Origin of the sequence: Croceibacterium sp. TMG7-5b_MA50, from assembly GCF_039830145.1 — a bacterium.
Taxonomy (GTDB): Bacteria; Pseudomonadota; Alphaproteobacteria; order Sphingomonadales; family Sphingomonadaceae; genus Croceibacterium.
Window position 1 is genome coordinate 619,233 of sequence record NZ_CP156082.1, and the last position, 23,393, is coordinate 642,625.

At 66.0% G+C, this 23,393-nt stretch carries 18 protein-coding genes; 11 read left to right on the forward strand and 7 right to left on the reverse strand.

The features are described from left to right. Positions 1–20: 20 nt before the first annotated feature. The 6 genes from V5740_RS03100 (at position 21) to alaS (ending at position 10,100) form a co-directional block, all read left to right on the forward strand. Positions 21–551 (forward strand): DUF2062 domain-containing protein, encoded by a 531-nt coding sequence (locus V5740_RS03100; RefSeq protein WP_347303627.1) that lies wholly within the window; start codon positions 21–23, stop codon positions 549–551. Next, positions 548–3,001, forward strand: a complete 2,454-nt coding sequence (locus V5740_RS03105; RefSeq protein ID WP_347303628.1) for a response regulator — start codon at positions 548–550, stop codon at positions 2,999–3,001. The genes V5740_RS03100 and V5740_RS03105 overlap by 4 nt, the downstream gene beginning before the upstream one ends. A gap of 39 nt (positions 3,002–3,040) precedes the next feature. Further along, positions 3,041–4,543, forward strand: a complete 1,503-nt coding sequence (locus tag V5740_RS03110; RefSeq protein WP_347303629.1) for a DUF4139 domain-containing protein — start codon at positions 3,041–3,043, stop codon at positions 4,541–4,543. A gap of 23 nt (positions 4,544–4,566) precedes the next feature. Beyond that, positions 4,567–6,168, forward strand: coding sequence for a hypothetical protein (locus V5740_RS03115; protein ID WP_347303630.1), 1,602 nt, complete (start codon positions 4,567–4,569; stop codon positions 6,166–6,168). 116 nt (positions 6,169–6,284) lie between these two features. Beyond that, positions 6,285–7,349 (forward strand): recombinase RecA, encoded by a 1,065-nt coding sequence (recA, locus tag V5740_RS03120; protein ID WP_347303631.1) that lies wholly within the window; start codon positions 6,285–6,287, stop codon positions 7,347–7,349. Between the two features lie 75 nt (positions 7,350–7,424). Beyond that, on the forward strand, positions 7,425–10,100 hold the full coding sequence (gene alaS / locus V5740_RS03125; RefSeq protein ID WP_347303632.1) for an alanine--tRNA ligase: 2,676 nt from the start codon (positions 7,425–7,427) through the stop codon (positions 10,098–10,100). Between the two features lie 41 nt (positions 10,101–10,141). Here alaS and V5740_RS03130 read toward each other — a convergent pair whose 3' ends face one another. Both V5740_RS03130 and V5740_RS03135 read right to left on the reverse strand, forming a co-directional pair. Continuing rightward, a complete protein-coding gene (locus V5740_RS03130; protein WP_347303633.1) occupies positions 10,142–10,315 on the reverse strand; it encodes a hypothetical protein in 174 nt (57 codons plus the stop codon). A gap of 66 nt (positions 10,316–10,381) precedes the next feature. Beyond that, the gene (locus V5740_RS03135; protein WP_347303634.1) at positions 10,382–12,142 is read right to left on the reverse strand and encodes a cation:proton antiporter; all 1,761 of its coding nucleotides are present in this window, start codon (positions 12,140–12,142) and stop codon (positions 10,382–10,384) included. A gap of 107 nt (positions 12,143–12,249) precedes the next feature. On the opposite strand from V5740_RS03135, the gene V5740_RS03140 reads away from it, so the two are divergent. Both V5740_RS03140 and rsmD read left to right on the forward strand, forming a co-directional pair. Beyond that, positions 12,250–13,119 (forward strand): pseudouridine synthase, encoded by an 870-nt coding sequence (locus V5740_RS03140; RefSeq protein ID WP_347303635.1) that lies wholly within the window; start codon positions 12,250–12,252, stop codon positions 13,117–13,119. Beyond that, a complete protein-coding gene (gene rsmD / locus V5740_RS03145) occupies positions 13,116–13,664 on the forward strand; it encodes a 16S rRNA (guanine(966)-N(2))-methyltransferase RsmD (RefSeq protein WP_347303636.1) in 549 nt (182 codons plus the stop codon). Before V5740_RS03140 ends, rsmD begins: the two co-directional genes overlap by 4 nt. Positions 13,665–13,714: 50 nt before the next feature. Here the strand turns inward: rsmD and V5740_RS03150 are convergent, their stop codons facing one another. After that, a complete protein-coding gene (locus tag V5740_RS03150) occupies positions 13,715–14,323 on the reverse strand; it encodes a hypothetical protein (protein WP_347303637.1) in 609 nt (202 codons plus the stop codon). 200 nt (positions 14,324–14,523) lie between these two features. Here V5740_RS03150 and V5740_RS03155 point away from each other — a divergent pair, with 200 nt between their 5' ends. Further along, positions 14,524–16,797 carry a UvrD-helicase domain-containing protein gene (locus tag V5740_RS03155; protein WP_347304427.1) on the forward strand — a complete coding sequence of 758 codons (2,274 nt, stop codon included), beginning with the start codon at positions 14,524–14,526 and terminating at the stop codon, positions 16,795–16,797. A gap of 9 nt (positions 16,798–16,806) precedes the next feature. Here V5740_RS03155 and V5740_RS03160 read toward each other — a convergent pair whose 3' ends face one another. The 3 genes from V5740_RS03160 to V5740_RS03170 form a co-directional block, all read right to left on the reverse strand. Beyond that, complete coding sequence (locus V5740_RS03160; RefSeq protein WP_347303638.1) at positions 16,807–17,601, reverse strand: DUF4019 domain-containing protein; 795 nt, start codon at positions 17,599–17,601, stop codon at positions 16,807–16,809. 65 nt (positions 17,602–17,666) lie between these two features. Continuing rightward, on the reverse strand, positions 17,667–19,055 hold the full coding sequence (locus V5740_RS03165) for a DEAD/DEAH box helicase (protein WP_347303639.1): 1,389 nt from the start codon (positions 19,053–19,055) through the stop codon (positions 17,667–17,669). 123 nt (positions 19,056–19,178) lie between these two features. Then, a complete protein-coding gene (locus tag V5740_RS03170) occupies positions 19,179–19,637 on the reverse strand; it encodes a hypothetical protein (protein WP_347303640.1) in 459 nt (152 codons plus the stop codon). 120 nt (positions 19,638–19,757) lie between these two features. Here V5740_RS03170 and V5740_RS03175 point away from each other — a divergent pair, with 120 nt between their 5' ends. Together V5740_RS03175 and V5740_RS03180 are read left to right on the forward strand one after the other, a co-directional pair. Next, positions 19,758–21,230, forward strand: coding sequence for an FAD-binding oxidoreductase (locus V5740_RS03175; RefSeq protein WP_347303641.1), 1,473 nt, complete (start codon positions 19,758–19,760; stop codon positions 21,228–21,230). Between the two features lie 77 nt (positions 21,231–21,307). Then, on the forward strand, positions 21,308–22,129 hold the full coding sequence (locus V5740_RS03180) for a SapC family protein (protein WP_347303642.1): 822 nt from the start codon (positions 21,308–21,310) through the stop codon (positions 22,127–22,129). Between the two features lie 219 nt (positions 22,130–22,348). Here the strand turns inward: V5740_RS03180 and V5740_RS03185 are convergent, their stop codons facing one another. Further along, entirely contained in the window at positions 22,349–23,278 is a 930-nt protein-coding gene (locus V5740_RS03185) for an N-formylglutamate amidohydrolase (RefSeq protein WP_347303643.1), read from the reverse strand. Positions 23,279–23,393 lie beyond the last annotated feature (115 nt).

Genomic DNA, 23,393 nt, shown 5'->3' on the forward strand with positions numbered 1-23,393 from the left:
ATAGATGGTGGCGACCGCGCATGATGTCGCGGGAGGAGATGGCGGAGAACCGCTGGCTCGCACCTATCGCGCATCGCTTCCTCAGCCCGGAGCTGTGGCGCTTCACCCGCCGGTCGGTGCCGCGCGGGGTCGCGCTGGGCTTGTTCGCCGGGTTCATCGTGCCGGTGGGACAGATTTTCTTGGCCGCCTTCCTTGCCTTGCCGCTGCGCGCGAATGTGCCGGTCGCGGCCGGCGCTACCTTTCTGACCAACCCGTTCACCTTGCCGTTCTTCCTGGTGCTGGCCAATCGCGTTGGTCATTGGGCGCTGTTCTTCGACCGGGCGACCGGCGGGACGGTGGTGGAAGGGCTGAATGATGGCGGTTGGTCTATGTTCGGCTGGTTCATGGAGGCGGCGGGCGCCACGGCTCTGGGCTATCTGATCCTGTCCATCCTGAGCGCGATCATTGGCTACGCCGTATCCGCCATGGTCTGGCGGCTGGTGGTGGCTCGGCGCTGGGCTCGCCGTTCCGCACGCCGAGCGCGCACCGTCGATGGTGCCCCGCCGGCGTGAGCGGCGGGGCCGACCCGTGGGCCGGACCGGGTATCGTGGCGTGGGCCGCGGTGCTGCTGGCCTGTGCGGCGAGTGCGACGTTGCTTCATTATGTGACCGGCAGCCTGACCCTGGCGGCGGCTTATGCGGGCGGCGTGCTGGCACTCGGCACCGTGGCTCTGGTGCTGCTCCATCGCCGGCTGGCTCAACCCGCTTCGGGTGAGGTGCTGCTGCCCGACTGGTCCGTGACGGCCGGCGTGCTGGAGGCGCAGGGCGCCACCAGCGGGGTGGCGCTGGCGGTGACCGACCGCGCCAACCGCCTGGTCTGCGCCAACAGCGTCTACGCCGCCGCATTCGGCGCGACCCTCGCGCCCACCCGGCTGCCTGGGGAGGAGGCGGCGACGGAGGTTCTGGTATCCGCGACCCGTGCGGCCTGGCGTGACGGCGTCGGCGGCCCCGTCGCGGTTACGGGGCGCAAAGGGTCCGCCTGGCAGGTCGACGTGTCGCGTGCCGGCAGCGGTGAGGATCACCTCGTTTGGTGCTTCCGCCCGACACCGGTGCAAGCCCCGGTCGAGGTGTTGGCGGGCCACTTGCCAGGCGTCTTGGGCGAGGTGCTGTCGGCCGGTGGGGTCGAGGCGGCACTGGTGGCGGGCGACGGAACCCTGAAGGTGGCGGCGCCCGGCTTCGCGCGGCGTGCGGCGGGTGATGCGGTGGCAAGTCTCGCCGGGCAGGATCTCGCCTCCCTGCTACGTACCGACGAACGTGAGCGGGTGTACTTCGCCCGCGAGGGGCAGGCTGGCCCGGCGCAGGCGATGCTGACCGTGCCGCTGGCGGACGAGGATGGCGCGTTGGTGCTGCTGATCGATCCGGCCGCGCATCTCGCCGGCTGGAGCGCGGAGGCACCGGGGCAGGCGACGCAGTTGCAGGCGATCCTGTCCGCGCTGCCGCTGGGGCTGGCGCTGGCGGATCGCGAAGGGCGCCTGCTGTTTGCCAATCCAGCTTTCCGGCGGGCGGCGCGGATCGAGGATCAGCCGCTGCCGAGCTATCCCACGGATCTGGTGATCCGGCAGGACCGGGCGGAGCTGTCGGCGGCCGTCCGCAGCCATGCGCAAGGTGCCGCACGCGGTTCCGAGGTGACCGTGCGGTTGCGTGCCGGAATGGAGGAGCCGGTGACGCTCGGCCTGGCAGGCGTGCGCGGGCTGGGAGAGGCGGCGGTGCTGCTGTCGCTGATTGACAGCACCGAGCAGAGCCGGCTGAAACGGCAGGTCGCGCAGGCCAGCAAGATGCAGGCGATCGGGCAATTGGCCGGTGGCGTGGCCCACGATTTCAACAATGTGCTGACCAGCATCATCGGCCAGTGCGACCTGATGCTGATGCGGCACCTGCCGGGCGACAGCGATTATGGCGAGATTCAGCAGATCAAGGCCGATGCCAATCGCGCTGCCAGCCTGACGCGGCAATTGCTGGCATTCTCCCGCCAGCAGACCTTGCAGCCGCAGGTGCTGCAACTGCCGGATGTGCTGGCGGAGGTCAGCCAGCTTCTGCGCCGCCTGCTTGGCGCACACATCACGCTTGACGTCAGGCATGATCGGGATCTGGGACTGATACGCGCCGATCCGCGCCAGCTGGAACAGGTGATCGTGAACCTGGCGGTCAATGCGCGCGACGCGATCCAGGCGAAGCGCGGCGATCATGCGCGCGGCACGCTGAGCTTTTCGACACGCCGCATCGGGGCAGCCGATGTCGCGCGGATGGACAACCAGATCCTGCCACCGGGCGAATACACCGCGCTGATCGCGGAAGATGATGGCGGCGGCATTCCCGAGCAATTGCTCGCCAAGATCTTCGAGCCGTTCTTCACCACCAAGGAGCAGGGCAAGGGCACCGGCCTGGGCCTCTCCACCGTGTATGGCATCGTGAAGCAGTCGGGCGGGTTCATCTTCGCCGACAATGTGCCCGGTTCTGGCGCCCCCGGGACGCTGGTCCGCGGTGCGCGCTTCACCATCTTCTTGCCCGTCCATCATCCCACTGCGGAGGAGGCGGAACGGCTGTCCGCACCACCGGCGGAGCCGGAGCCTGTGCCCGAATGGCACGGCACCGCCCGCATCCTGCTGGTGGAGGACGAGGACATGGTGCGGATGGTGGCAGAGCGTGCGCTGCTGCAGAAGGGGCACGAGGTCGTCACGGCAGCCGATGGCGAGGAAGGATTGGAGGCACTGCGCGGTGCGCTCGCCGCCGGGCAGCGCTTCGATCTGGTGGTAAGCGATGTGGTGATGCCGGTGATGGACGGACCGGCCATGGTCCGCACCATGCGCACGCTGGTGCCCGACATGCCTGTGCTGTTCATGTCGGGCTATGCCGAGGCGCAGCTGCGCGAGCAGATCGACGTCGCCAACATGCATTTCCTGGCCAAGCCGTTCAACGTTTCGCAGATCGCCGCCATGGTGCAGAACATCGTCGCGACGCGCTGATTCGGCTTGGGAGGCCGGCGCCGCGATGGAGGGTGCCGGATGCGTGGATCGATGCTGGCGATTGCGGTCGCTCTCCTGCTGAATGGCGCGGCGACTTGGGCGCAGGATGCGGCCTCACCGCTCGGCGCCAGCGCACAGGGTGATGTTTCCGTCACCATCTACAACGACGACCAGGCACTGGTGCAGGACGTTCGCCGCCTCGCCATTCCGCAGGGGCGCAGCACGGTGCTGCTGCCGGACGTTTCGGCCCGCATCCGGCCGGAGACCTTGGGCTTCGCCGCGCCGGACGCCGGCATCGTGGAGCAGAATTTCGACTTCGACCTGCTGACGCCGAGCAGCCTGATGGACAAGGCGATCGGGCGCACGGTGACGCTCGTCCGGACCAATCCCGCCACGGGGCGCGAAGTGCGCGAGCAGGCGACCGTGCTGTCTACGGCCGGCGGCGTGGTGGTGCGCATCGGCGACCGGGTGGAGGTGCTGCGCGACGATGGCCTTCCCGTGAGGGTCGTGTTCGACGAGGTGCCGCCGAACCTGCGGGCGAGGCCGACCCTGTCCGTCACCGTCGACAGCACCGCCGCCGGCACACGCCCGGTGGCCATCCGCTATCTGACCAGCGGCCTGTCGTGGAATGCGGATTACGTCGCTCTGTTCGACGAGGCCGCCGGCACCATGGCGCTGCAAGGCTGGGTGACGCTGAACAACCAAACCGGTACGACCTTCACCAATGCCCGCACGCTGCTGGTAGCGGGGTCGGCGGGTGAGGCACGGGCGAGCCATGGCCCCCGGCGTCCGGCTGCCGTGCCGTTCCAGCCCGGCACCGACAGCTCCACGCGTGAGCAATTGGGCGACTACTACCTCTACCCCTTGGCGCAGCCGACCACCATCGCCAACAACCAGACCAAGCAGGTCAGTTTCCTGGATGTGCAGGGCGTTCCCGCTCAGCGCGTCTATGCGCGCGAGGTTTCGTGGCTGCAGAGTGATCCCGAGCCGTTCAACGTCACCAGCCTGATCCGCTTCGACACGGGGAGTGCGGGCACTGCCGGGCTCGGCGATGCGCTGCCTGCCGGGACGGTGCGCTTCTACCAGCGGGATCAGGCGGGCAATCCGCAGTTCATTGGCGAGGATGCTGTGCAGCATACGCCTGCCGGCAGCCAGCTTGGCCTGACCACGGGCGCCGCGTTCGACATCAGCGTGCAGGCGGAGGTGACGGGACGGGAGCGGATCTCCTCCGACGAGTACGAGGCCAGCGCCCGCTACCGCGTGACGCAGGGCGACGGCGCCACCACGACCGCCACGGTGGAGCAGGCGGTGGAGTACTGGCGCACCACCATGCGCTACACGCTGACCAATGCGCGCAGTCAGCCGGTGGAGGTCGATCTGGTGCAGAGCGGCCTTTCGAATGGATGGTGGCGGAGCGATACGCGCGTGGTGAACGAGAGTGTCGCCGGTCGGCAGCTTGACACGGATCGGCGGCTGTTCCGGGTGCCGGTGCCGGCCAATGGCCGGACCGAGGTGACCGTGACCTACGAAACCCGCTACTGAGCAGGCGGGCAGGGAGGCACCCGATGCGGGCGCTTATCGCCGGATCGTTTGCAATGCTGCTGGCGGTGCCCGCTGCTGCGCAGGATATGGTCGATGCGTCGGCACCGCTGGCGCGTTCGATTACGATCTATCGGGACCCGAATCGCGGCCCGGCGGAAACGCTGAACCGTGATTGGCCGCAAGGCTTCGCCATGATCGGCGAACGACGGGAGGTGACCTTGCCGCCCGGCCGCTCCACCATCCGCTTCTCCGGCGTGGCGGAAGGCATGGTGGCGGTGAGTGCCATCCTCACAGGATTGCCGGGCGGTCCGGTGGAGCAGAACCGCGATGCCGACCTGTTGAGCCCCGCGGCCTTGGTAGACGGCACGCTGGGCAATCGCGTGACGCTGACCCGCACCGATCCGGCCAGCGGACAGGAGCGGGCGGAGCCGGCGATCGTGCGCACGCGTGCCGACGGCGGCCTGGTATTGCAGACAGCGGAGGGTTTCGAAGCCGTCCGCTGTTCCGGTCTGCCCGACCGCCTGACATTCGCCGCCGTGCCGGACGGGCTCTCGCCACAGCCCGTGTTCTCGACCGATGTGACCGTCGCTGAAGCGGGGACGTTCACTGTGGAACTGACCTATCTGAGTTGGGGCTTCGACTGGCAGGCGCACCATGTCGCGACCTTGCGGGATGCGACCGCGCAGACAGGGCAACCAGGCGCTTTGGCGCTGGACCTGACCAGTTGGCTGACGCTGTTGAACGACAATGGCCAGACCTTCGGCGATGCCCAACTGCTGGTCGTGGCAGGGACGCTGAACATCGTCAGCGACTTCCGCAGTCTGGTCCGCCCGCCTCGCGCGCGGCCACTCGAATTGACCTGCTACCCGCTGGGGAGCACGGCGGCAGGCTCCGCGATTGCGGACGATATCGGTGCATTCCCGCCGATGAGTGTGGCGATGGCACCCCCACCGCCTCCGCCACCGCCCCCACCCCCGCCGGCACCGGAGATGGCCGACATCGTCGTCACCGGCGCGCGGGTCGCCATGCAGGCGGAGGAAGAGGAACTGGGCGCCTTGCGCCTGTTCCGGGTGCCCGAGCCGGTAACAGTATCCGCCAAGGGTCAGAAACAGATCGCCTTCCTTCAGCGGGCGGGCGTCATGGCAGCGCTGACCTATCAGGGGACATGCCTGCCGGGCTACGAAACGGATGACGCGAGGGCGCTATCCATTCGGCTGGAAACGGTGAACGATGCCGATCATGGGCTGGCTGCGGCGTTGCCTGCAGGCGGGCTGACCCTGTTCGAGCCATCCGCGTATGGCGATCTGCTCGTTGGCGAGGAGACCCTGCCTGATCGCGCCTCCGGCCAGCGAGTGGAACTCTCGCTAGCGGATAGTGGGCAGGTTTTCCTGACCTGTCGCAGCGTGCGCGCCGGCCGTCGCAATCAGCGGATGGAGGCGGTCGTGACCAATGCCGGGCAGGGGCCGGCCTCCGTCCGCTTGCAGGTCTATGCGCCGCAGCTCGGCCAGGTAAGCGGCTTGCGTGATCTCGCGCTACGCGATGGGATGAATGTGGTGGAGATCGTGGTGCCGGCCGGTAGCAGCAAGGCGCTGCAATGGACGCTGCGCCCTACGGTCGCCGAATAGGAAATCATCTGTTCGCCTCTTGTTCCAATGGAACAAACGGAATACATGGTGCGAAACATCCACAACACCGTGCGCAAGAGGGCTTGCCACGACGGGGTGTTCTGACGGAGGCACTGATGGCGGCAGAACTGAAGCTGGTCGAGAAGGACAAGAACGTGGACCGTCAGAAGGCATTGGATGCGGCGCTCGCCCAGATTGATCGGGCGTTCGGCAAGGGTTCGGCGATGAAGCTGGGCTCCAAGGAAGCGATGCAGGTGGAGGCGATCTCCACCGGGTCGCTCGGCCTCGACATCGCGCTGGGCGTCGGCGGCCTGCCGCGCGGCCGTGTGATCGAGATCTACGGCCCGGAAAGCTCGGGCAAGACGACGCTGGCGCTGCATACCATCGCCGAAGCGCAGAAGACTGGCGGCACCGCCGCCTTCGTCGATGCGGAACATGCGCTCGACCCGGTCTATGCCAAGAAGCTGGGCGTGGATATTGACGAGTTGATCGTGTCGCAGCCCGACACGGGTGAGCAGGCGCTGGAGATCGTCGATACGCTGGTCCGGTCCAACGCCATCGACGTGCTGGTGGTGGACTCGGTAGCGGCGCTGGTGCCGCGGGCGGAGATCGAGGGCGAGATGGGCGACAGCCATGTCGGCCTTCAGGCGCGCCTGATGTCGCAATCGCTGCGCAAGCTGACCGGCTCCATCAGTCGCAGCCGCTGCATGGTGATCTTCATCAACCAGCTGCGCATGAAGATCGGCGTCATGTACGGCAATCCGGAGACGACGACGGGTGGCAACGCGCTGAAGTTCTACGCCTCTGTCCGGCTCGACATCCGTCGTACCGGACAGATCAAGGACCGGGACGAGATCGTCGGCAACGCGACGCGCGTGAAGGTCGTGAAGAACAAGGTCGCGCCGCCGTTCAAGCAGGTCGAATTCGACATCATGTACGGCGAGGGCGTGTCCAAGATCGGCGAGATCCTGGATCTGGGCGTCAAGGCGGGACTGGTGGAGAAATCCGGTAGCTGGTTCTCCTATGACAGCGTGCGGATCGGGCAGGGGCGGGAAAACGCCAAGACCTTCCTGCGCGAAAATCCGGAGATGCGGGACCGGCTGGAGGCGGCGATCCGTGGCCGGACCGATCAGGTTTCCGAAGAGATGATGACCGGCCCCGACGCGGATGACGAGTTCTAACAGCAGCGGCCGCGCGGCAGGCGGGATTGATCCCGCTTGCCGCGGGCCATCCCGCCGCCTAATCCGGGCAGCGCAATGACCGCTACCAACGACATCCGCCGCACCTTCCTCGATTTCTTCGGCCGGCACGATCACCGCATCGTGCCGTCGGCCCCGCTGGTGCCGTACAACGATCCCAGCCTGATGTTCGTGAACGCGGGCATGGTGCCGTTCAAGAACGTGTTCACCGGTCTGGAGACGCCGCCCGCACCGCGTGCGACCTCCTCCCAGAAGTGTGTTCGTGCCGGGGGCAAGCACAACGACCTCGACAATGTCGGCTACACCGCCCGGCATCTGACCCTGTTCGAGATGCTGGGCAATTTCAGCTTCGGCGATTACTTCAAGGAACAGGCGATCGAGCATGCCTGGACCCTGGTAACGCGCGAACTGGGCCTGGCCGCGGATCGCCTGTGCGTCACCGTGTACCACACCGATGACGAGGCAGCCGACCTGTGGCGACGTATCGCCGGCCTGCCGGACGATCGCATCATCCGCATCGCCAGCAAGGACAATTTCTGGGCGATGGGTGCCGATGGCCCCTGTGGGCCCTGTTCCGAAATCTTCTGGGATCATGGTCCGGAAGTAGCAGGCGGCCCGCCGGGTTCGCCGGACGAGGATGGCGATCGCTTCGTCGAGATCTGGAACCTGGTGTTCATGCAGCATCTGCAGGAGGCGGACCAGATCGTCGCCGACCTGCCCCGTCCCTCCATAGACACCGGCATGGGGCTGGAGCGGATCGCCGGCGTCCTGCAGGGCGTGCATAACGTGTTCGAGACGGACACTTTCCGAACATTGATCGCCGCCAGCCAGGACGCAGTCGGCGCGCGCGCAGACGACACCACCATCGCCAGTCACCGCGTCATCGCGGATCACCTGCGCTCCACCAGCTTCCTGCTGGCGGATGGCGTGTTGCCGGCCAATGAAGGCCGCGGTTACGTGCTGCGACGGATCATGCGCCGCGCCATGCGCCACGCGCATCTGCTGGGTGCGAAGGACCCGCTGATGCATCGCCTGGTGCCGGTGCTGGTTCAGGAGATGGGTGCGGCCTTCCCGGAGCTGCCGCGCGCCCAAGCACTGATTGCCGAAGTGCTGGAGCGTGAGGAGACGCGGTTCCGCCAGACGCTCGACAAGGGTTTGCGCCTGCTGGACGAGGCGACCACCGGGCTGGGGGATGGCGACAGCCTGCCGGGTGCGACCGCCTTCAAGCTTTATGACACCTTCGGTTTTCCCTACGACCTGACGGAGGATGCGCTGCGTCCACGCGGTATCGCAGTGGACCGCGCTGGCTTCGATGCAGCCATGGCCGAGCAGAAGGCTGCCGCCCGCGCCGCGTGGAAGGGCTCGGGCGCTGCCGCTGACAGCGAATTGTGGTTCGACATCCTGGAGCGGACCGGCGCGACCGAGTTCACCGGCTACACCGCCACCAAGGGCGACGGCCATGTCGTGGCCCTGATCGTTGACGGCGTGGAAGTTGCAGAGGCGGGGCCCGGTGACGAGGTCATCGTGCTGACCAACCAGACCCCGTTTTATGGCGAGAGCGGCGGGCAGGTGGGCGATAGCGGATCGATCACCGACAATGGCGATCTGCTGATCGAGATCACCGACACCGCCAAGCCGCTTGGCAAGCTGCACGCCATGCGCGGACGGATCGTCACCGGCACGGTGCGCCGGGACGATACCGTACACCTGCTGGTGGACGTGACCCGCCGCGATGCGATCCGGGCCAATCACTCCGCCACGCACCTGCTGCATGCGGCTCTGCGCAATCATCTGGGCGATCATGTCACGCAGAAGGGATCTCTGGTCGCGCCGGATCGGCTGCGGTTCGATTTTTCGCATCCGCAGCCGCTGACCCCGGCGCAGCTCGCGGCGGTCGAGGCGGAGGTGAATGCCGAAATCCGCTTTAACGAACCGGTGACCACCCGGCTGATGAGCCCGGATGACGCGATCGCCGCAGGTGCCATGGCGCTGTTCGGTGAGAAGTATGGCGAGGAAGTGCGGGTGCTTTCCATCGGTCGGGCCGACTGGAACGCCAGCGGGCGCACCTACTCGGTAGAACTGTGTGGCGGAACGCATGTCCGCGCCACCGGAGACATCGGCCTGTTCCGCGTGATCGGCGAAAGCGCGGTGAGTTCCGGTGTGCGCCGGATCGAGGCACTGACCGGCGAAGGTGCGCGCAACTGGGTTGTCGGGCGTGAGGAGGCGTTGAAGAGCATCGCCGCCACGATCAGGGCGACGCCGGAGGAAGCACCGCAACGTATCGTCACCCTGTTGGAGGAGCGCCGCCGGCTGGAACGCGAACTGGCCGAGACAAGGAAGCAGCTGGCGCTGGGCGGCGGCGGCAAGGCCGGTACGCACGTCGAGGACGAGACGATCGCCGGCGTGCGATTCTCCGGTCAGGTCATCAAGGGTTTGGAGGCGAAGGAACTGCGCGGCCTGCTGGATCAAGCCAAGCAGCGGATGGGCTCAGGCGTGGCGGTGATCGTGGCGGTGAATGACGACCGCGCCGCAATTGCCGCTGCCGTGACGGACGATCTTACTGGCCGCTTCGATGCCGTGCGCCTGGTGCGCGCCGGCGTTGAGGCGCTTGGCGGCAAGGGAGGCGGCGGTCGGGCCGACATGGCTCAGGGTGGCGGGCCAGATGGGACCCGCGCTGCCGAGGCGCTGGACGTGGTGCGCAACGCGATGACGCAAGAGGCGGTCGCCGGCTAGAGCATGCCGGGCAGCGCGGGGGCGCCACCCGGCAAGTCCTGTCAGCCACGTTGACCGGCTGTTCCCCGGGTTTCCGGCTCACTGCCGCGCGCCGTGTCCTGCATGTCGCGATCCTGGCGACCGGCACCTACTGAACCGTTGTTCTCGCCCGTCCGCTTGGCGGGGCTGGTGCCGGAATCGTCTTTCCGTTCGGCCGGATTGCTGGGCTGGCTCATGGCAGTTCTCTCCTTGTCGTTACAAGGGGATAACGCCCTGATGGCGGCTTGGTTCAGTGGTCGACGTCAGCCTGCCGTACTGGTGCGCAGCTTGGGCTTGTGATCCAGGGCGCCGCCTTCCATGATCGCATCACGATACTCGTCCCGCTTCTCGTGGATGGAGGCGATCACCGGGCCCATCGGCACTCCCAGATCGACCAGCACCGCTTCAGACAATTGCAGGCTGCTTTCCAGCGTCTCAGGTACGGCGGTGGTGGCGCCGCTGCGGTACAGGGCGGCCGCATGCTCCGTGTCGCGGGCACGGGCGATGATCGGCAGGTCGGGATAGGCAGTGCGCAGCTTGCGCGTGATGCGCTGCGCCAGCACCGGTTCGTCCATCGTCAGGATCACGGCGGGCGCCTGGTCGAGACCTAATCGTTCGAGCGCGTCGAGCCGCGCGCCATTGGCAAATACCGCGTTGAACCCGTCGATGCGGCAACGCTGCACCAAGTCCGCATCGGCATCAATGGCGAGGTACGGCTTGCCATGGCGCCGCAGCATCTCCGCCACCAGCCGTCCGACCCGGCCGCAGCCGATTATCATAGCGCGCGGCTCCTCCGTTGCGACATCCTCCTCGGCAAAGACCGGAGCTGGTTCCACCCGCCGGCCGACCAGCCGGCCAAGACCCGCCAGCAACGGCGTGATGGTCAGCCCGATAGCAGTGACCATTTGCCAGAACTGGGCTGTGCCAGGCTGGATCAGCTGCGCGCTGGCAGCCGTGGCAAGCACGATCAAGGTGGTTTCCGACGGACTTGCCATCAGAATGCCACCCTCCGCCGCCGTGCTGCGTCGGGCGCCCATCAGTCGCAGCAAAGCGCCGGTCACCAGCGCCTTCAGCACCAGGACACAGACCACCGCCAGCGCGATCGGCCCCAGATTGTCCCACAGCGCCAGCAGATCGATGCCCATGCCCACGGTCAGCAGGAACACGCCGAGGGCGAGGCCCTTGAACGGTTCCATGATCGCCTCGACCTCGACGTGGTACTCCGTCTCCGCAATCAGCAGGCCGGCCACCAGCGCGCCGACGATCGGAGAAAGACCGATGAGCCCCGTGGCGAGACTTGCGCCGATAACAACCAGCAGCGACGCGGCCAGGAACAGTTCCGGGCTCTTGGTCCGGGCCGCCTGCGCGAACAGATAGGGCAGGGCATAGCGGCCACCCACCATCATCCCGCCGACCACCACGACGCCCAGCAGGATCGTGCCGGCAAGACCATCCAGCCCACCGGTGTCGGCAAAGGGCGCCAGCGCGCCTAACAGGAAGATGATCGGGACGATGGCGATATCCTCGAACAGCAGCATCGCCAGTGCTGCCCGGCCGACCGGCGTGTGCGTGCCGGCGATCGGCAGAACCAGCGCAGTGGAGGAGAGCGCCAGTGCCAGGCCCAGACCCAGCGCGCCGGTCCAGTACTGGCCCAGCAGCAGTAGCAGGCCGGTCAGCAGCAGCGCATTGATGATGAGTTCCAGCGCCCCCAGTCCGAAGACAAGCCGGCGCATCGCCCATAAGCGATTGAAGCTTAGCTCCAGCCCAATGGTGAACAGCAGCAGCACGATGCCAAATTCGGCGAAGGGCGCCAGGCCTTCAGGGTCGCTGATGGTGATCCAGGTCAGCCATGGCTGCGTATCGACTATCCGGCCAAGGCCGTATGGCCCGACCAGCAGGCCGACCAGGATGAAGCCGATGATGGGTGTGATGCGAAATCGGGCAAAGACCGGAATGACGATGCCGGCTGCACCAAGGATCACCAGCGCGTCGGACAGGTCGGGGGAGATTTCGGTGCCATGCATGCCATGCTCTATTCATGGAAGCAGGCGCCATGACAATGTCGCATCTCCCCTTTGTGAAGCGCCGCGAAGTGATTGGCGCTGCCCCTCATCATCGCTATGCGCCGGCAATGGCCGAACAGGAACAGGATCGCGCGGGCGAACGGATCGCCAAGCTGCTGGCGCGCGCAGGCGTAGCCAGCCGCCGGGAAATTGAGCGAATGATCGCCGACGGGCGCATCGCGCTTGATGGCGTGTTGCTGACGACGCCCGCGACGGTGCTGCCATCCCTGCGCGGCATCACCGTGGATGGGCAGCCCGTGGCGGAGCCCGAACGCACCCGGCTCTTCCGTTTTCACAAGCCCGCCGGGTTGCTGACGGCGGAGCGGGACCCGGCCGGCCGACCGACGATCTACAACGCCCTGCGCAATGCCCTGCCGGAGGGGACCGGACGGCTGATGCCGATCGGCCGGTTGGACCTCAATACCGAAGGGCTACTGCTGATGACCAATGACGGCGCGTTCAAGCGTTTGCTTGAACTGCCCGCCAATGGTGTGCCGCGCACCTATCGGGCGCGTACTTTCGGAGAGATCAGCCAGACGCAGCTTGAAGGTCTGATCGAAGGCATCACGGTGGATGGAGTGCGGTACGGCCGGATCGACGCCAATCTTGAGCGGCGCACGGGTCGCAACCAGTGGATTGAGCTGACTTTGAGCGAGGGCAAGAACCGGGAAGTGCGCCGCGTGCTGGAGCACCTGGGCTTGCAGGTCAGTCGTCTGCTACGCACCGCCTATGGCCCATTCCCGCTAGGTGACCTGCCGCGCGGCGGCGCCGACGAGGTGCCGCGGGAGATGGTGGAACGCTTCGCCGGCGGAATCCGCAAGGCTGCCGGCAGGGCTGCGCCGAAAGATGGCGCGGCGCAGCGGGCTCAAACCGGGGGACGCCGATCGACGGGTGCAAACTCGATGCGATCCGCACCGCCGCGTGGCCGGCGGTCATGAGGATCGTCGCTGGCGAATGGCGGCGCCATCCATTGCGTGCGCCGGCAGGCGACGCGACACGGCCGACGGCGGATCGTACGCGTGAAACGCTGTTCTCCATGCTTGCGAGCCGCCTGGGCAGCTTCGATGGACTGGCAGTGGCGGATCTGTTCGCTGGGTCAGGCGCCCTGGGACTGGAAGCTTTGTCTCGCGGAGCGGCCAGTTGCCTGTTCGTGGAGCAGGACGCCGCCGCGTTGCGGGTGCTGCGGGCCAACATCGCGTCCTTGCGTGCGCAGGCGCGATGCAACGTGCATGCGGGCTCGGCAACGCAAATCGGTCCTGCGCGGCAGATGCTCGATCTGGTGCTGCTTGATCCGCCTTACGGCAGTGGAACAGGTGGTGTTGCGCTCGACCGAATGATCCGACTTGGCTGGATCGGGCCCGCTAGTTGGATTGCGCTGGAGGTCGGCGCGAAGGAAGACGCGCGCCTGCCAGCCTTCACCATCGATGCCGAACGCAAGGTTGGTGCAGCGCGCCTGGTGCTGGCGCGCCCCAACTTAGACTAGCTCGAAAAGGCCGCCCCTCTCACTGGAGGGACGGCCTGAAACGCTGGCGATCAACGCGCGCCGCGATTGACGCAGCTGTCCGTTACCGTCCGGCTGCAGGTGGGGTACTCAGCCGGTCGCGTGTGACCGGGGGTCGCCTGCACCATCTGGTTGCTGGTATACTGCGGCTGTCCGGCAGCAGGGCGTGTGCTGCCGCCGCTCATCGTCGATGTCGTGCCCGTTGTGGTGCCGGTGCCTGTCGTCGAGCGGGTGGTCGTGGTCGATCCGCTGCCCATCGCGCCGCCTGCACCCATAGTGCCGCCGGTGCCCATGGTGCTCCCGGTAGAGCCGGTGCCCGTGGCGCCACGCGGCGGCATCGTCTGGCCGGCACTCGGTACTGTGGTCGTGCCCGGTTGACGGGTTGTCGTCGAGGTACCCGGCATGGTCGACGGTCGGGACGTAGTCGAGGGGGTAGTCGTCGTCGTGCCACGAGAGCCCGGCATAGTTCCGGGCGGGGCGGTGGTGGTCGTACCGGTGGTGCTCTGGCCCGGCATGGTGGTGCCTGTGCCGGCCGGCGGCGTCTGCTGCGTGCCCGGAGGGCTTTGCTGCTGGGCGTCGGCGATCGCCGGAGAAAGCATCATCGCGGCGGCGCCGATCCCGGCGAGGAACATGTTACGCATTGATCGCACTCCCAATATGTTGTGCTACCTGCTTGTAGTGTGTCGCGGCAACGCATCGCAGCTTAGGGGCGTTCCGCCGCTTGTCTCACCCCGGGAACGCTTCGTACCTGCGTTCAGCGGCCAGGCACGGGCTTGCCTCTGAACCCTATGTTCTCTACCTGTTCACCGTGAATGAAGTTGCCGCCCCATCCGCCCTCGCCATGCCGGACGATGCGCCACCCTGGTTGACAGGATTGAACACGCCGCAGCGACAGGCCGTGCTTACCACCGAAGGACCGGTGCTGATGCTGGCCGGTGCCGGTACAGGCAAGACCGCGGCGCTTACGGCACGGCTTGCATGGCTGGTGGGCACAAGGCGTGCATGGCCGAGCGAGATTCTGTGTGTGACCTTCACCAACAAGGCCGCGCGCGAGATGCGCCACCGAGTCGGGACGCTGATCGGCGACGCGGTGGAAGGCATGCCGTGGCTTGGCACATTCCATTCGATCTGCGCGCGCATGCTGCGCCGGCATGCCGAGCTGGCGGGACTGCAGCCCAACTTCACAATCATCGACACCGACGACCAGCTGCGCCTGCTCAAGCAGCTGATCGTCGAGCACAATGTGGACGAGAAGCGCTGGCCTGCGCGGCAGCTCGCCGGACTGATCGACCGATGGAAGAACCGCGGCCTCAACCCCGATCAGCTCGACGCCGTGGAGAACGAGGCGTGGGTGAATGGCAAGGGCACGCAGTTCTACACCCTGTACCAGGCGCGCTTACAGGCGTTGAACGCGTGCGATTTCGGCGACCTGCTGCTGCACATGCTGAACATCCTGCGGCAGCACCGCGACGTGTTGGAACAGTATCAGCGCCGATTCAAATACGTTATGGTGGACGAATACCAAGACACCAACGCCGTCCAGTACCTGTGGCTGAGGTTGCTGGCGCAGGATCGGCGTAACATCTGCGTGGTTGGGGACGATGATCAGTCGATCTATTCCTGGCGCGGGGCGGAAGTCGCCAACATACTGCGGTTTGAGAAGGACTTTCCCGGCGCCGCAGTTATCCGCCTGGAACAGAATTATCGGTCCACCCCCGAAATCCTGGCGGCGGCATCAGGCCTGATCGCCGCCAACAGCGAGCGGCTGGGCAAGACCTTGTGGACCGAGGCCGGTGGCGGCGACAAGGTGCGGGTGATCGGCGTGTGGGACGCTGCCGAGGAGGCGCGCCGCGTTGGTGAGGAGATCGAGCGGCTGGAGCGTGAGGGTGCGCCGCTGGACCGCGTGGCCATTCTGGTGCGGGCGCAATACCAGACGCGGGAGTTCGAGGATCGTTTCGTCCAGATCGGTCTCAATTACCGCATCGTAGGCGGCTTCCGCTTCTACGATCGGGCGGAGATCAGGGACGCACTGGCTTATCTACGGGTGATCGCACAGCCGAGTGACGACCTCGCTTTCGAGCGCATCCATAACCAGCCCAAGCGCGGAATTGGCGCCAAGACGCTGGAAAAGATGCACAGCCACGCGCGCCGCACCGGACTGCCGCTTGCGGCGGCAACGCGAGAACTCGCAGACAGCGACGAGTTGCCGGCCCGTGCCGCGGCGACGATCGGTGGGCTGATGCGCGATTTCCTGCGCTGGAGGGATATGTCCGACACGGTCACACCGGCCGAGCTCCTCCGCACGGTGCTGGACCAGTCCGGCTATGACGCGATGTTGAAGGCGGAGCGTTCCGCCGAAAGCGCCGGCCGGGCGGAGAACCTGATTGAGCTGGCACGGGCCATGGAGGAATACGAGACTCTCGGCGACTTCCTGGAGCATGTCAGCCTCGTCATGGATAACGAGCGGGCGGACGAGACCGAGAAGGTCACCATCATGACCATCCATGCCGCCAAGGGGCTGGAGTTCGATAACGTCTTCCTACCCGGCTGGGAGGAAGGCGTGTTCCCCAGCCAGCGCGCTTTGGATGAAGGCGGACTCGCCAGCCTGGAGGAGGAGCGCCGCTTGGCCTATGTCGCAATCACCCGGGCGCGGCGCCGCTGTACCATCCTACACGCGGCGAACCGACGCATCTACGGCCAATGGACCAGTTCAATCCCCAGTCGCTTCGTGGGAGAACTGCCGGCGGCGCATGTGGCGGTGGAAACGACGATGACCGGTGGGGCATCGCTCTGGCGGGCCAACTGGACGGAAACGGAAGACCCGTTCGCCCATCTGGCGCAGAGCGCGCCCGACCGGGTGCAGCAGCGCGGGCCCGGGTGGCAGCGCGCGCTTGCGACCGGTTACGAAACGGTGGCGACGCGGGTACGAGAAAGCACCCGCTCAGCCGCCAGTTTCGCCGCGAAGCCGCGCGGCGACGTTGCTGTCGGCGCGCGAGTGTTCCACGAGAAGTTTGGTTACGGCGCCGTGCTGTCGCAAGACGGCAACAAGCTGGAGATCGAATTCGAAACCAGTGGCCGCAAGCGGGTGATCGACAGCTTCATCAAGTTGGCATGACGTCGCGGATCAGCCGATCGTAACGCCAACCACATACCAGCGGCCGTTCTCTCGGTCGAGCGTCATCGTTTCGACGGATGGGCTATCGCTATTGGTGAACTGGGCGGTGAACTTGACCACTTCGTAACCGGCGGGCGGGGCAGGCAGGTTTTCCTGACTGAGGAAGGTGCGTGAGATTACGCGACCCAGCGGCGTACGGACCCGTTCCGATGTCGTGGCCCATATGTCTGCCGTATTTAGCTCTCGGAAGGCAGCACCAGTCGCCTCGTAGCTGTCGTTCCAACGACCGGTATCGACCAGCTGGAGAAAGCGGAGGGCTGCATCGACGATGGCCGGATCGCGGGGCGACTGCACGATAGCAGGCGTTGCGGCGGTGTCGGTGGGGGCAGCGGTTTGTGGCAGGGTGGTAAGCGCCAGCAGGCCGAGGGCAACAATCATGAGGGCTACTCCAAGGAAGGTCCGAGTTGAGCGGTCAGCTCTCCCTGCTGCGTCGTCGATCGACGCGGGCAGATGATCGGGTGCGATCCTGATATCGTCTGCTGCTATTGGCGTGTGCCCATGGGTTTTGGGCATCGCCGGAAGATTGACGCTCTCCGCCTCTGGAAGCAAGCGCGCCGCCTCGCGGCTGCTGGACACTTCCAGCTTGCGCCGCGCACCGCGCAGACGCTCGTTAATCGTGTGAACCGATATGTCGAGATCTCGCGCGATCGACTTTGCATCGTGCCCGCGAACGATCAGGCGAAGGGTTTCCTTCTCCTTCTCGCTCAGTGCGGTCAGCGTTTTCTGTCGCGCGAGTGTTGTCATAGCCGCCGGTGACTAGGTCCGCCTAACCAGCGCAGCTGCCAAAAAAATTGGTACTCCCGTTGATCCTACAGCGCAGAGACCGCCAGGAAGCCAGGGACCGGGCCGTTCCACTCGCCGGGCGCGCTGGGTGGTTCCACCGGGTATTCGCGGCGACGCGGTTCCCGTTCCTCAAGCGGGCGGGCGGGGCGATCTTCCCGGAGGTCGGCGCGACGCGGTTCATCTTCGCGCAGACGGCGCCCGCGCGGCTCGGACCGTCGGGACTGTTCGGCCGGCGCTGTCCGTTCCACGCGCTGCTTGGGTGCTGCAATCTCCTGGTCGATTGCTGGGATGGCTTCAGCATCCTCCAGCGCGTAGACTGGTATCTGCATGCCGGTCAGCTTTTCGACATTGGCGATCGCCTCCGCATCCTCGTCCGCGACGAAGGTGAAGGCACGGCCCTTGGCACCTGCACGGCCCGTTCGGCCGATGCGGTGGACATAATCATCCGGATGCCATGGCGTATCGAAGTTGAAGACGTGGCTTACGCCCTTGATGTCGAGCCCGCGGGCCGCAACGTCACTTGCCACCAGCAGGTTGATCTTGCCCCGCTTGAACAGGTCGAGCTCCGCCATCCGGCTGGGCTGGTCCATGTCGCCATGAATCTCCCCACTGGCGAAGCCATCCCGTCGCAGGCTCTTGTTCAATTCGCGTACGGTGGTCTTGCGATTGGCGAAGATAATGCCGGTCTGGACATCCTCGCTCCGCAGCAGCTGGCGCAGCGTGTCGCGCTTGCGGCGGGTGGTAACCGGCACCTTGAACTGGGTGATGTTGACATTGGCAGTCGCGGGGCGAGCGACCTCGATATACTTTGGATTGCTCAGGAAGCGGTCGGCGAGCTTCTTGATCGGACCAGGCATGGTCGCGCTGAACAGCAGTGTCTGGCGGGTGCCAGGCAGCTTCTCGCAGATGAACTCGATATCGGGGATGAACCCCATGTCGAGCATGCGGTCCGCCTCGTCGATCACCAGCAGCTCGCATCCTGTCAGCAGGATCTTGCCGCGTTCGAACAGGTCCATGAGCCGCCCCGGCGTGGCGATCAGCACGTCGACGCCTTCGTCCAGTGCCTTGACCTGATCGCCCATCTGCACGCCGCCGATCAGCAGCGCGAGCTTCAGATCGTGGTTCTTGCCGTACTTCTCGAAATTTTCGGCGACCTGCATCGCCAATTCCCGCGTCGGCTCCAAGATCAGCGACCGCGGCATGCGTGCGCGGCGCCGACCATGGCTGAGGATGTCGATCATCGGCAGCACGAAGCTGGCGGTCTTGCCCGTGCCGGTCTGTGCAACGGCGATCAGGTCCTTCATCATATGGACCTGCGGAATCGCCTGCGCCTGGATCGGCGTCGGCTCTGTATAGCCGGCCGCCTCCACTGCGCGCAGCAACTGATCGGAAAGGCCGAGATCGGCAAAGGTCATGTTGGCAAGAATGTCCGGTATGGCGGCCGGTTTCCCGCAGGCGACCGGCAGGTCAAAAGCCGCCCGCTGCTCTAGCAGACGATCACCCCGCGCCTATCCACAGGAATGCGCAAAAGTCAACGATCAGTCGGCGACGCTGACGAGTTGGTGGAAGCTGGTGACCCGGCAATCGGAACCATCACGCGCATGCAAGTGATCGCGCCGCACGCAGATCTGACCATCATTGCTGCGCTCCATGTAGAAGCCGGCATAGTAATGATCCGCTGCGCAGCCGTCGGACAGTTCCGCAGTCAGCAGACTCCGGTCGCGCATGACCAGGAGCAGGCGATTATCCCGCGTCGGCTCCACCCCGCTGATGGCCGCAACCGGTACGCAATCTCCGGCGGGCTGCTGCGTCAAACGGCGCGGCATGGCGCGTTGTTGGGCCGCGCCGGGGGCGATGCGGATTATGACGCGCTGCTCGATGCGGACCTGACGCGCCGGTTGATCACCGATCGCCTGATCAAGTGCGGTATCCCTGTGCGCTGCGGAAGGCATCAGCAGGGCGGCGATCGGCGCGACGAGGAGCAAGGGGCTGTTCATCGGTTGACCGACGCCGTGTAGTGCACCCGTTTGAACATCGGCTGAACCTGTCGCGGGCACGGCTTGGCGTAGCTAACGCGCGCGACTTGCATTCATCGGGCGCAGCGGCAAGGGTCCGGCATGATTGATAGCTCCGCCTTCCTAGCCTTTGCTGCCGAATTGCTGGGGCCACGCGGGCTGACGCAGGATCCTGATCTGCTGCAGCCTTGGTTGACAGACTGGCGGGGTCGTTACACCGGCCGAACCCTCGCGCTTGCATCGCCGGCCAGTGTGGCGGAAGTCGCCGCCCTGGTGCGGCTCTGCGCCGCGCATGGCGTGCCGATCGTGCCGCAGGGCGGCAACAGCGGCATGTCCGGCGGCGCAACGCCTGACGATACGGGGGCAGCGCTGTTGCTGTCGCTGCGCCGCATGAACGCGATCACGCGCATGGACAGCGCTGCGCGGGAGGTGACGTGCGAGGCCGGCGTGGTGCTGCAGGTGCTGCACTCCGCTGCCGAGGCGGAGGGATTGCGGTTCCCGCTGACCTTGGGTGGGAAGGGCTCCGCCACGATCGGCGGGTTGATCTCCACCAACGCGGGCGGCACCCAGGTCCTGCGACACGGCTCGATGCGGGCACAGGTGCTTGGCCTGCAGGCTGTGCTGGCGGACGGATCGATGTTCGACACCTTAACCCCGCTGAAGAAGGACAATCGCGGCTTCGACCTCAAGCAGTTGTTGATCGGGTCGGAAGGGACTCTTGGGATCGTCACCGCCGCCACATTGCGGCTTGTGCCTGCCCTGGCGGCACGACAGGTCCTCTGGATTGGCCTACCATCCATCGGCGCTGCGCGCGAATTGCTGCTTCTGGCGGAGCGACTGGCGGGCGAGGTCCTGGAGGGATTTGAGGTCTTACCCGCCCACAGCCTGCAGGCGGTGCTGGCGCATGTGCCTGGAACCCGAAGCCCCTTGGCCGGGGAGCACGCCTGGTATGCGCTGGTGGAGCTCGCTTCGGGCAAAGAGGGTGCCGACCGGTTGCCGGTAATGGCGCAGGACCTGCTGGAACAAGGCTTCGAGGCCGACCTGATCGAGGATGCGACCATCGCCGCCAACGACACTCAGGCGGAGCAGTTCTGGACCTTGCGGGAAGAGATCAGCGCGTCGGAGCGTGCGATTGGCCCGGCCATGCAGCACGACATCGCCGTGCCCGTGGCGCGCATGGCCGACTTCATTGCCGAGGCGGTGCCGCTGACGGAGGCGCGCTTTCCCGGGACGAGCGCCATTGCCTTCGGTCATTTGGGCGATGGAAACGTGCACTATCATGTGATCGCTCCGGCCGGCAGCGAACGAGCGGCATGGGAGGCGGGCGAGGGCAAGCATATCAGTGCGTTCGTCCATGATCTGGTGACCCGATGGGGCGGCACCATCAGTGCCGAGCACGGTATCGGTCAGTTGAAGGCGGACGAACTGGTGCGACTGGCCGATCCGGTTCATCTGGCCGTGCTGCAAGCCGTCAAGCAGGCGCTTGATCCCCTTGGCATTCTCAACCCCGGCAAGCTGCTCCCGGCGGGGATCGCGGGGCGCAGCGTGCTTGCACCTGCCAGCGCCGACCTTTAAGGCGCGCTTTCGCCTTTTTTTGCGGAGGGGGGAACCTCTGCGAAGTCGAGCAACACGCCTGTACCGGAGAGTTCCACATGGCCAGCGCGCCGCAAGCCAACCTGCCCCTGTTCTACAACGACCTCATGCCGCTCAACAGCCGCGACCATGCCGGCTGGCGTGCACGCAGCACGGACCGCGCCCGCTGGGCTGCGACGCAGCATGCCATTCCGCTGACCGTGGACGAGTTTGCGCAGGCGCAGCGGCACTTTCCCATCGTGTTCTCCGCCGGCGACAATCCGGTGCCGCTGGCGCTGATGGGCCTGAACGAAGGTATCAACGTCTTCTTTGACGAGGAAGGCAAGGCGACAGAGGACTTCTACGTCCCCGCATTCATCCGCCGCTACCCCTTCCTGCTCGCCAAGCTGGACCGCAGCTCCGATAATCTGTCGTTGTGCTTCGATCCGACCGGCGACCTGGTCGGCCAGTACGACGATGGGTCGGAACTGTTCGAAAATGGCGAGCCGAGCCAGCACACGCAGGGCCTGCTGCAGTTCTGCCAGCGCTTCGAGGAAGCCGGCATGCGTACCCAAGCTTTCGTTGACGAGATCAACAAGGCCGGGCTGTTGATGGATGGGGAAGTCTCCATTCAGCGCAACGATCAGCCCGACGGCCAGCCGTATATCTATCGTGGTTTCCGCATGATCAACCAGGACAAGCTGAAGGAGCTTCGCGGGGACCAGCTGCGAAAGTGGAACGAAAGCGGCCTGCTGCCGCTGCTGTTCGCACAGATCCTGTCGCTAGACCTGATGCGCGTGATTTTTGCCAAGCAGACCGCGCTGGGTAAGGGCCCGGGCGCCAATTCCGGCAATGCCGCCGACACGCTGGCGGCCGCTGCTGCCTCGCTGCCGGGCGGCTGAGCCGTTGTTCTGACCGGACGTGCTGCAGCTGCTTTGCTGCAGATGCGTCTTTTTGTGCCAGGCCGGGTCTTGCAATCGGGAATCAACAGCCTAGATTTGCATTGTTCGGCCGGCGCTCCCCTCATGGCTCGGCTGGATAGACACTCGACGGACCTCGTCCGCGATGTGTCTCCTCCCTGAACCTTGGCCACCTCGTGCATTTCGCACGAGGTGGTTTTTTCATTCTGCGGCCAAGCGCTGCTCTGGCACAGACGCCAATTCGGCGGCCAGACGCCGGATGAGGCCGGCGATCACTGTGGTGATAGCAGTCAGGCCTGGCCCGGGCTCCCGCAGGTTCTCGTCCAGGTAGAGGCTGCGGCAAAGCTCCAGTTGCAACGCGTGGATGCCGCGTGTGGGCTGCCCATGACGATCAAGCACGTATCCGCCGGCATAGGGCCGGTTGTGCGCAGTCCTGTATCCGGCGTCCTGCAGATGGCTGATCGCCGCCGCCGACAGCTCGGCACCGGCGGCAGCGCGGAAACGGTCACCAATTACGCACAGCGTCCTGCCGCCATCTTCCCTCACCGGCAGCGGCGGCATCGAATGCAGATCGAGCAGCAGGGCCGCACCCCATTGCTTGCGCAGCTTCGCTAGCGTCTCGGAAAGTGCCTGGTGGTATGGCCGATGCACCATCTCCAGCCGTGCCTCGACTTCGCCGGCGGGGAGGGGACCGCGCCATATCTCTCCCGTGCCCGATAAACGCCGCGGGATCAGGCCTAGCCCGCCACGTGCGCGAGTGGACGATGGCTGGATCGGACGCTCGCCCGGAGGCAGCCCGGTGACCATATCCCAGTCCATGTCCGCCGGCCCGCGATTGAGGTCGATCATCGCCCTCGGCGCGTGGGCCACCAGCAGCGCGGCGCCGGTCTCGCGCGCCACGGCGTGCGCCACCAGGTCGACCAGCCGATCCTCCAGTCGCAGCTTGGCCACCCTGGGCAAGCGCATGCGGGCAGTGAGGGCGGGGGGATAATATCTTCCGGCGTGGGGCACCGCGATTAGCACCGGGGGTGGTTCGTCAGGCAGGTGGAGGGAGAAGGCGGGCTGTCCGTCCAAGCCCGGTATGACGGCGGGCCTGGGCGAATCGATGCCAACCGGATCAGGACCGTTCATGGCTGCGCAGCGTCGACCCTTTGCCCGGCCAAGTCAAAGCGTCCGGACAGGTTGCCGGTCAGGATTCGTCAACGCTTGTGTGCTATCCCGTCCGCCACATGCCACAATCCCGGAT

Excerpts from the sequence above, each read along its gene's own strand:
- V5740_RS03130 (WP_347303633.1), bottom strand. The coding sequence starts at position 10,315 with ATGAGCCAGCCCAGCAATCCGGCCGAACGGAAAGACGATTCCGGCACC.
- V5740_RS03140 (WP_347303635.1), top strand. The coding sequence starts at position 12,250 with ATGGCCGAACAGGAACAGGATCGCGCGGGCGAACGGATCGCCAAGCTG.
- V5740_RS03115 (WP_347303630.1), top strand. The coding sequence starts at position 4,567 with ATGCGGGCGCTTATCGCCGGATCGTTTGCAATGCTGCTGGCGGTGCCC.
- V5740_RS03165 (WP_347303639.1), bottom strand. The coding sequence starts at position 19,055 with ATGACCTTTGCCGATCTCGGCCTTTCCGATCAGTTGCTGCGCGCAGTG.
- V5740_RS03155 (WP_347304427.1), top strand. The coding sequence starts at position 14,524 with ATGCCGGACGATGCGCCACCCTGGTTGACAGGATTGAACACGCCGCAG.
- V5740_RS03185 (WP_347303643.1), bottom strand. The coding sequence starts at position 23,278 with ATGAACGGTCCTGATCCGGTTGGCATCGATTCGCCCAGGCCCGCCGTC.
- V5740_RS03175 (WP_347303641.1), top strand. The coding sequence starts at position 19,758 with ATGATTGATAGCTCCGCCTTCCTAGCCTTTGCTGCCGAATTGCTGGGG.
- V5740_RS03150 (WP_347303637.1), bottom strand. The coding sequence starts at position 14,323 with ATGCGTAACATGTTCCTCGCCGGGATCGGCGCCGCCGCGATGATGCTT.
- V5740_RS03135 (WP_347303634.1), bottom strand. The coding sequence starts at position 12,142 with ATGCATGGCACCGAAATCTCCCCCGACCTGTCCGACGCGCTGGTGATC.
- V5740_RS03100 (WP_347303627.1), top strand. The coding sequence starts at position 21 with ATGATGTCGCGGGAGGAGATGGCGGAGAACCGCTGGCTCGCACCTATC.
- recA (WP_347303631.1), top strand. The coding sequence starts at position 6,285 with ATGGCGGCAGAACTGAAGCTGGTCGAGAAGGACAAGAACGTGGACCGT.
- V5740_RS03180 (WP_347303642.1), top strand. The coding sequence starts at position 21,308 with ATGGCCAGCGCGCCGCAAGCCAACCTGCCCCTGTTCTACAACGACCTC.
- rsmD (WP_347303636.1), top strand. The coding sequence starts at position 13,116 with ATGAGGATCGTCGCTGGCGAATGGCGGCGCCATCCATTGCGTGCGCCG.
- V5740_RS03110 (WP_347303629.1), top strand. The coding sequence starts at position 3,041 with ATGCGTGGATCGATGCTGGCGATTGCGGTCGCTCTCCTGCTGAATGGC.
- V5740_RS03160 (WP_347303638.1), bottom strand. The coding sequence starts at position 17,601 with ATGACAACACTCGCGCGACAGAAAACGCTGACCGCACTGAGCGAGAAG.
- V5740_RS03170 (WP_347303640.1), bottom strand. The coding sequence starts at position 19,637 with ATGAACAGCCCCTTGCTCCTCGTCGCGCCGATCGCCGCCCTGCTGATG.
- alaS (WP_347303632.1), top strand. The coding sequence starts at position 7,425 with ATGACCGCTACCAACGACATCCGCCGCACCTTCCTCGATTTCTTCGGC.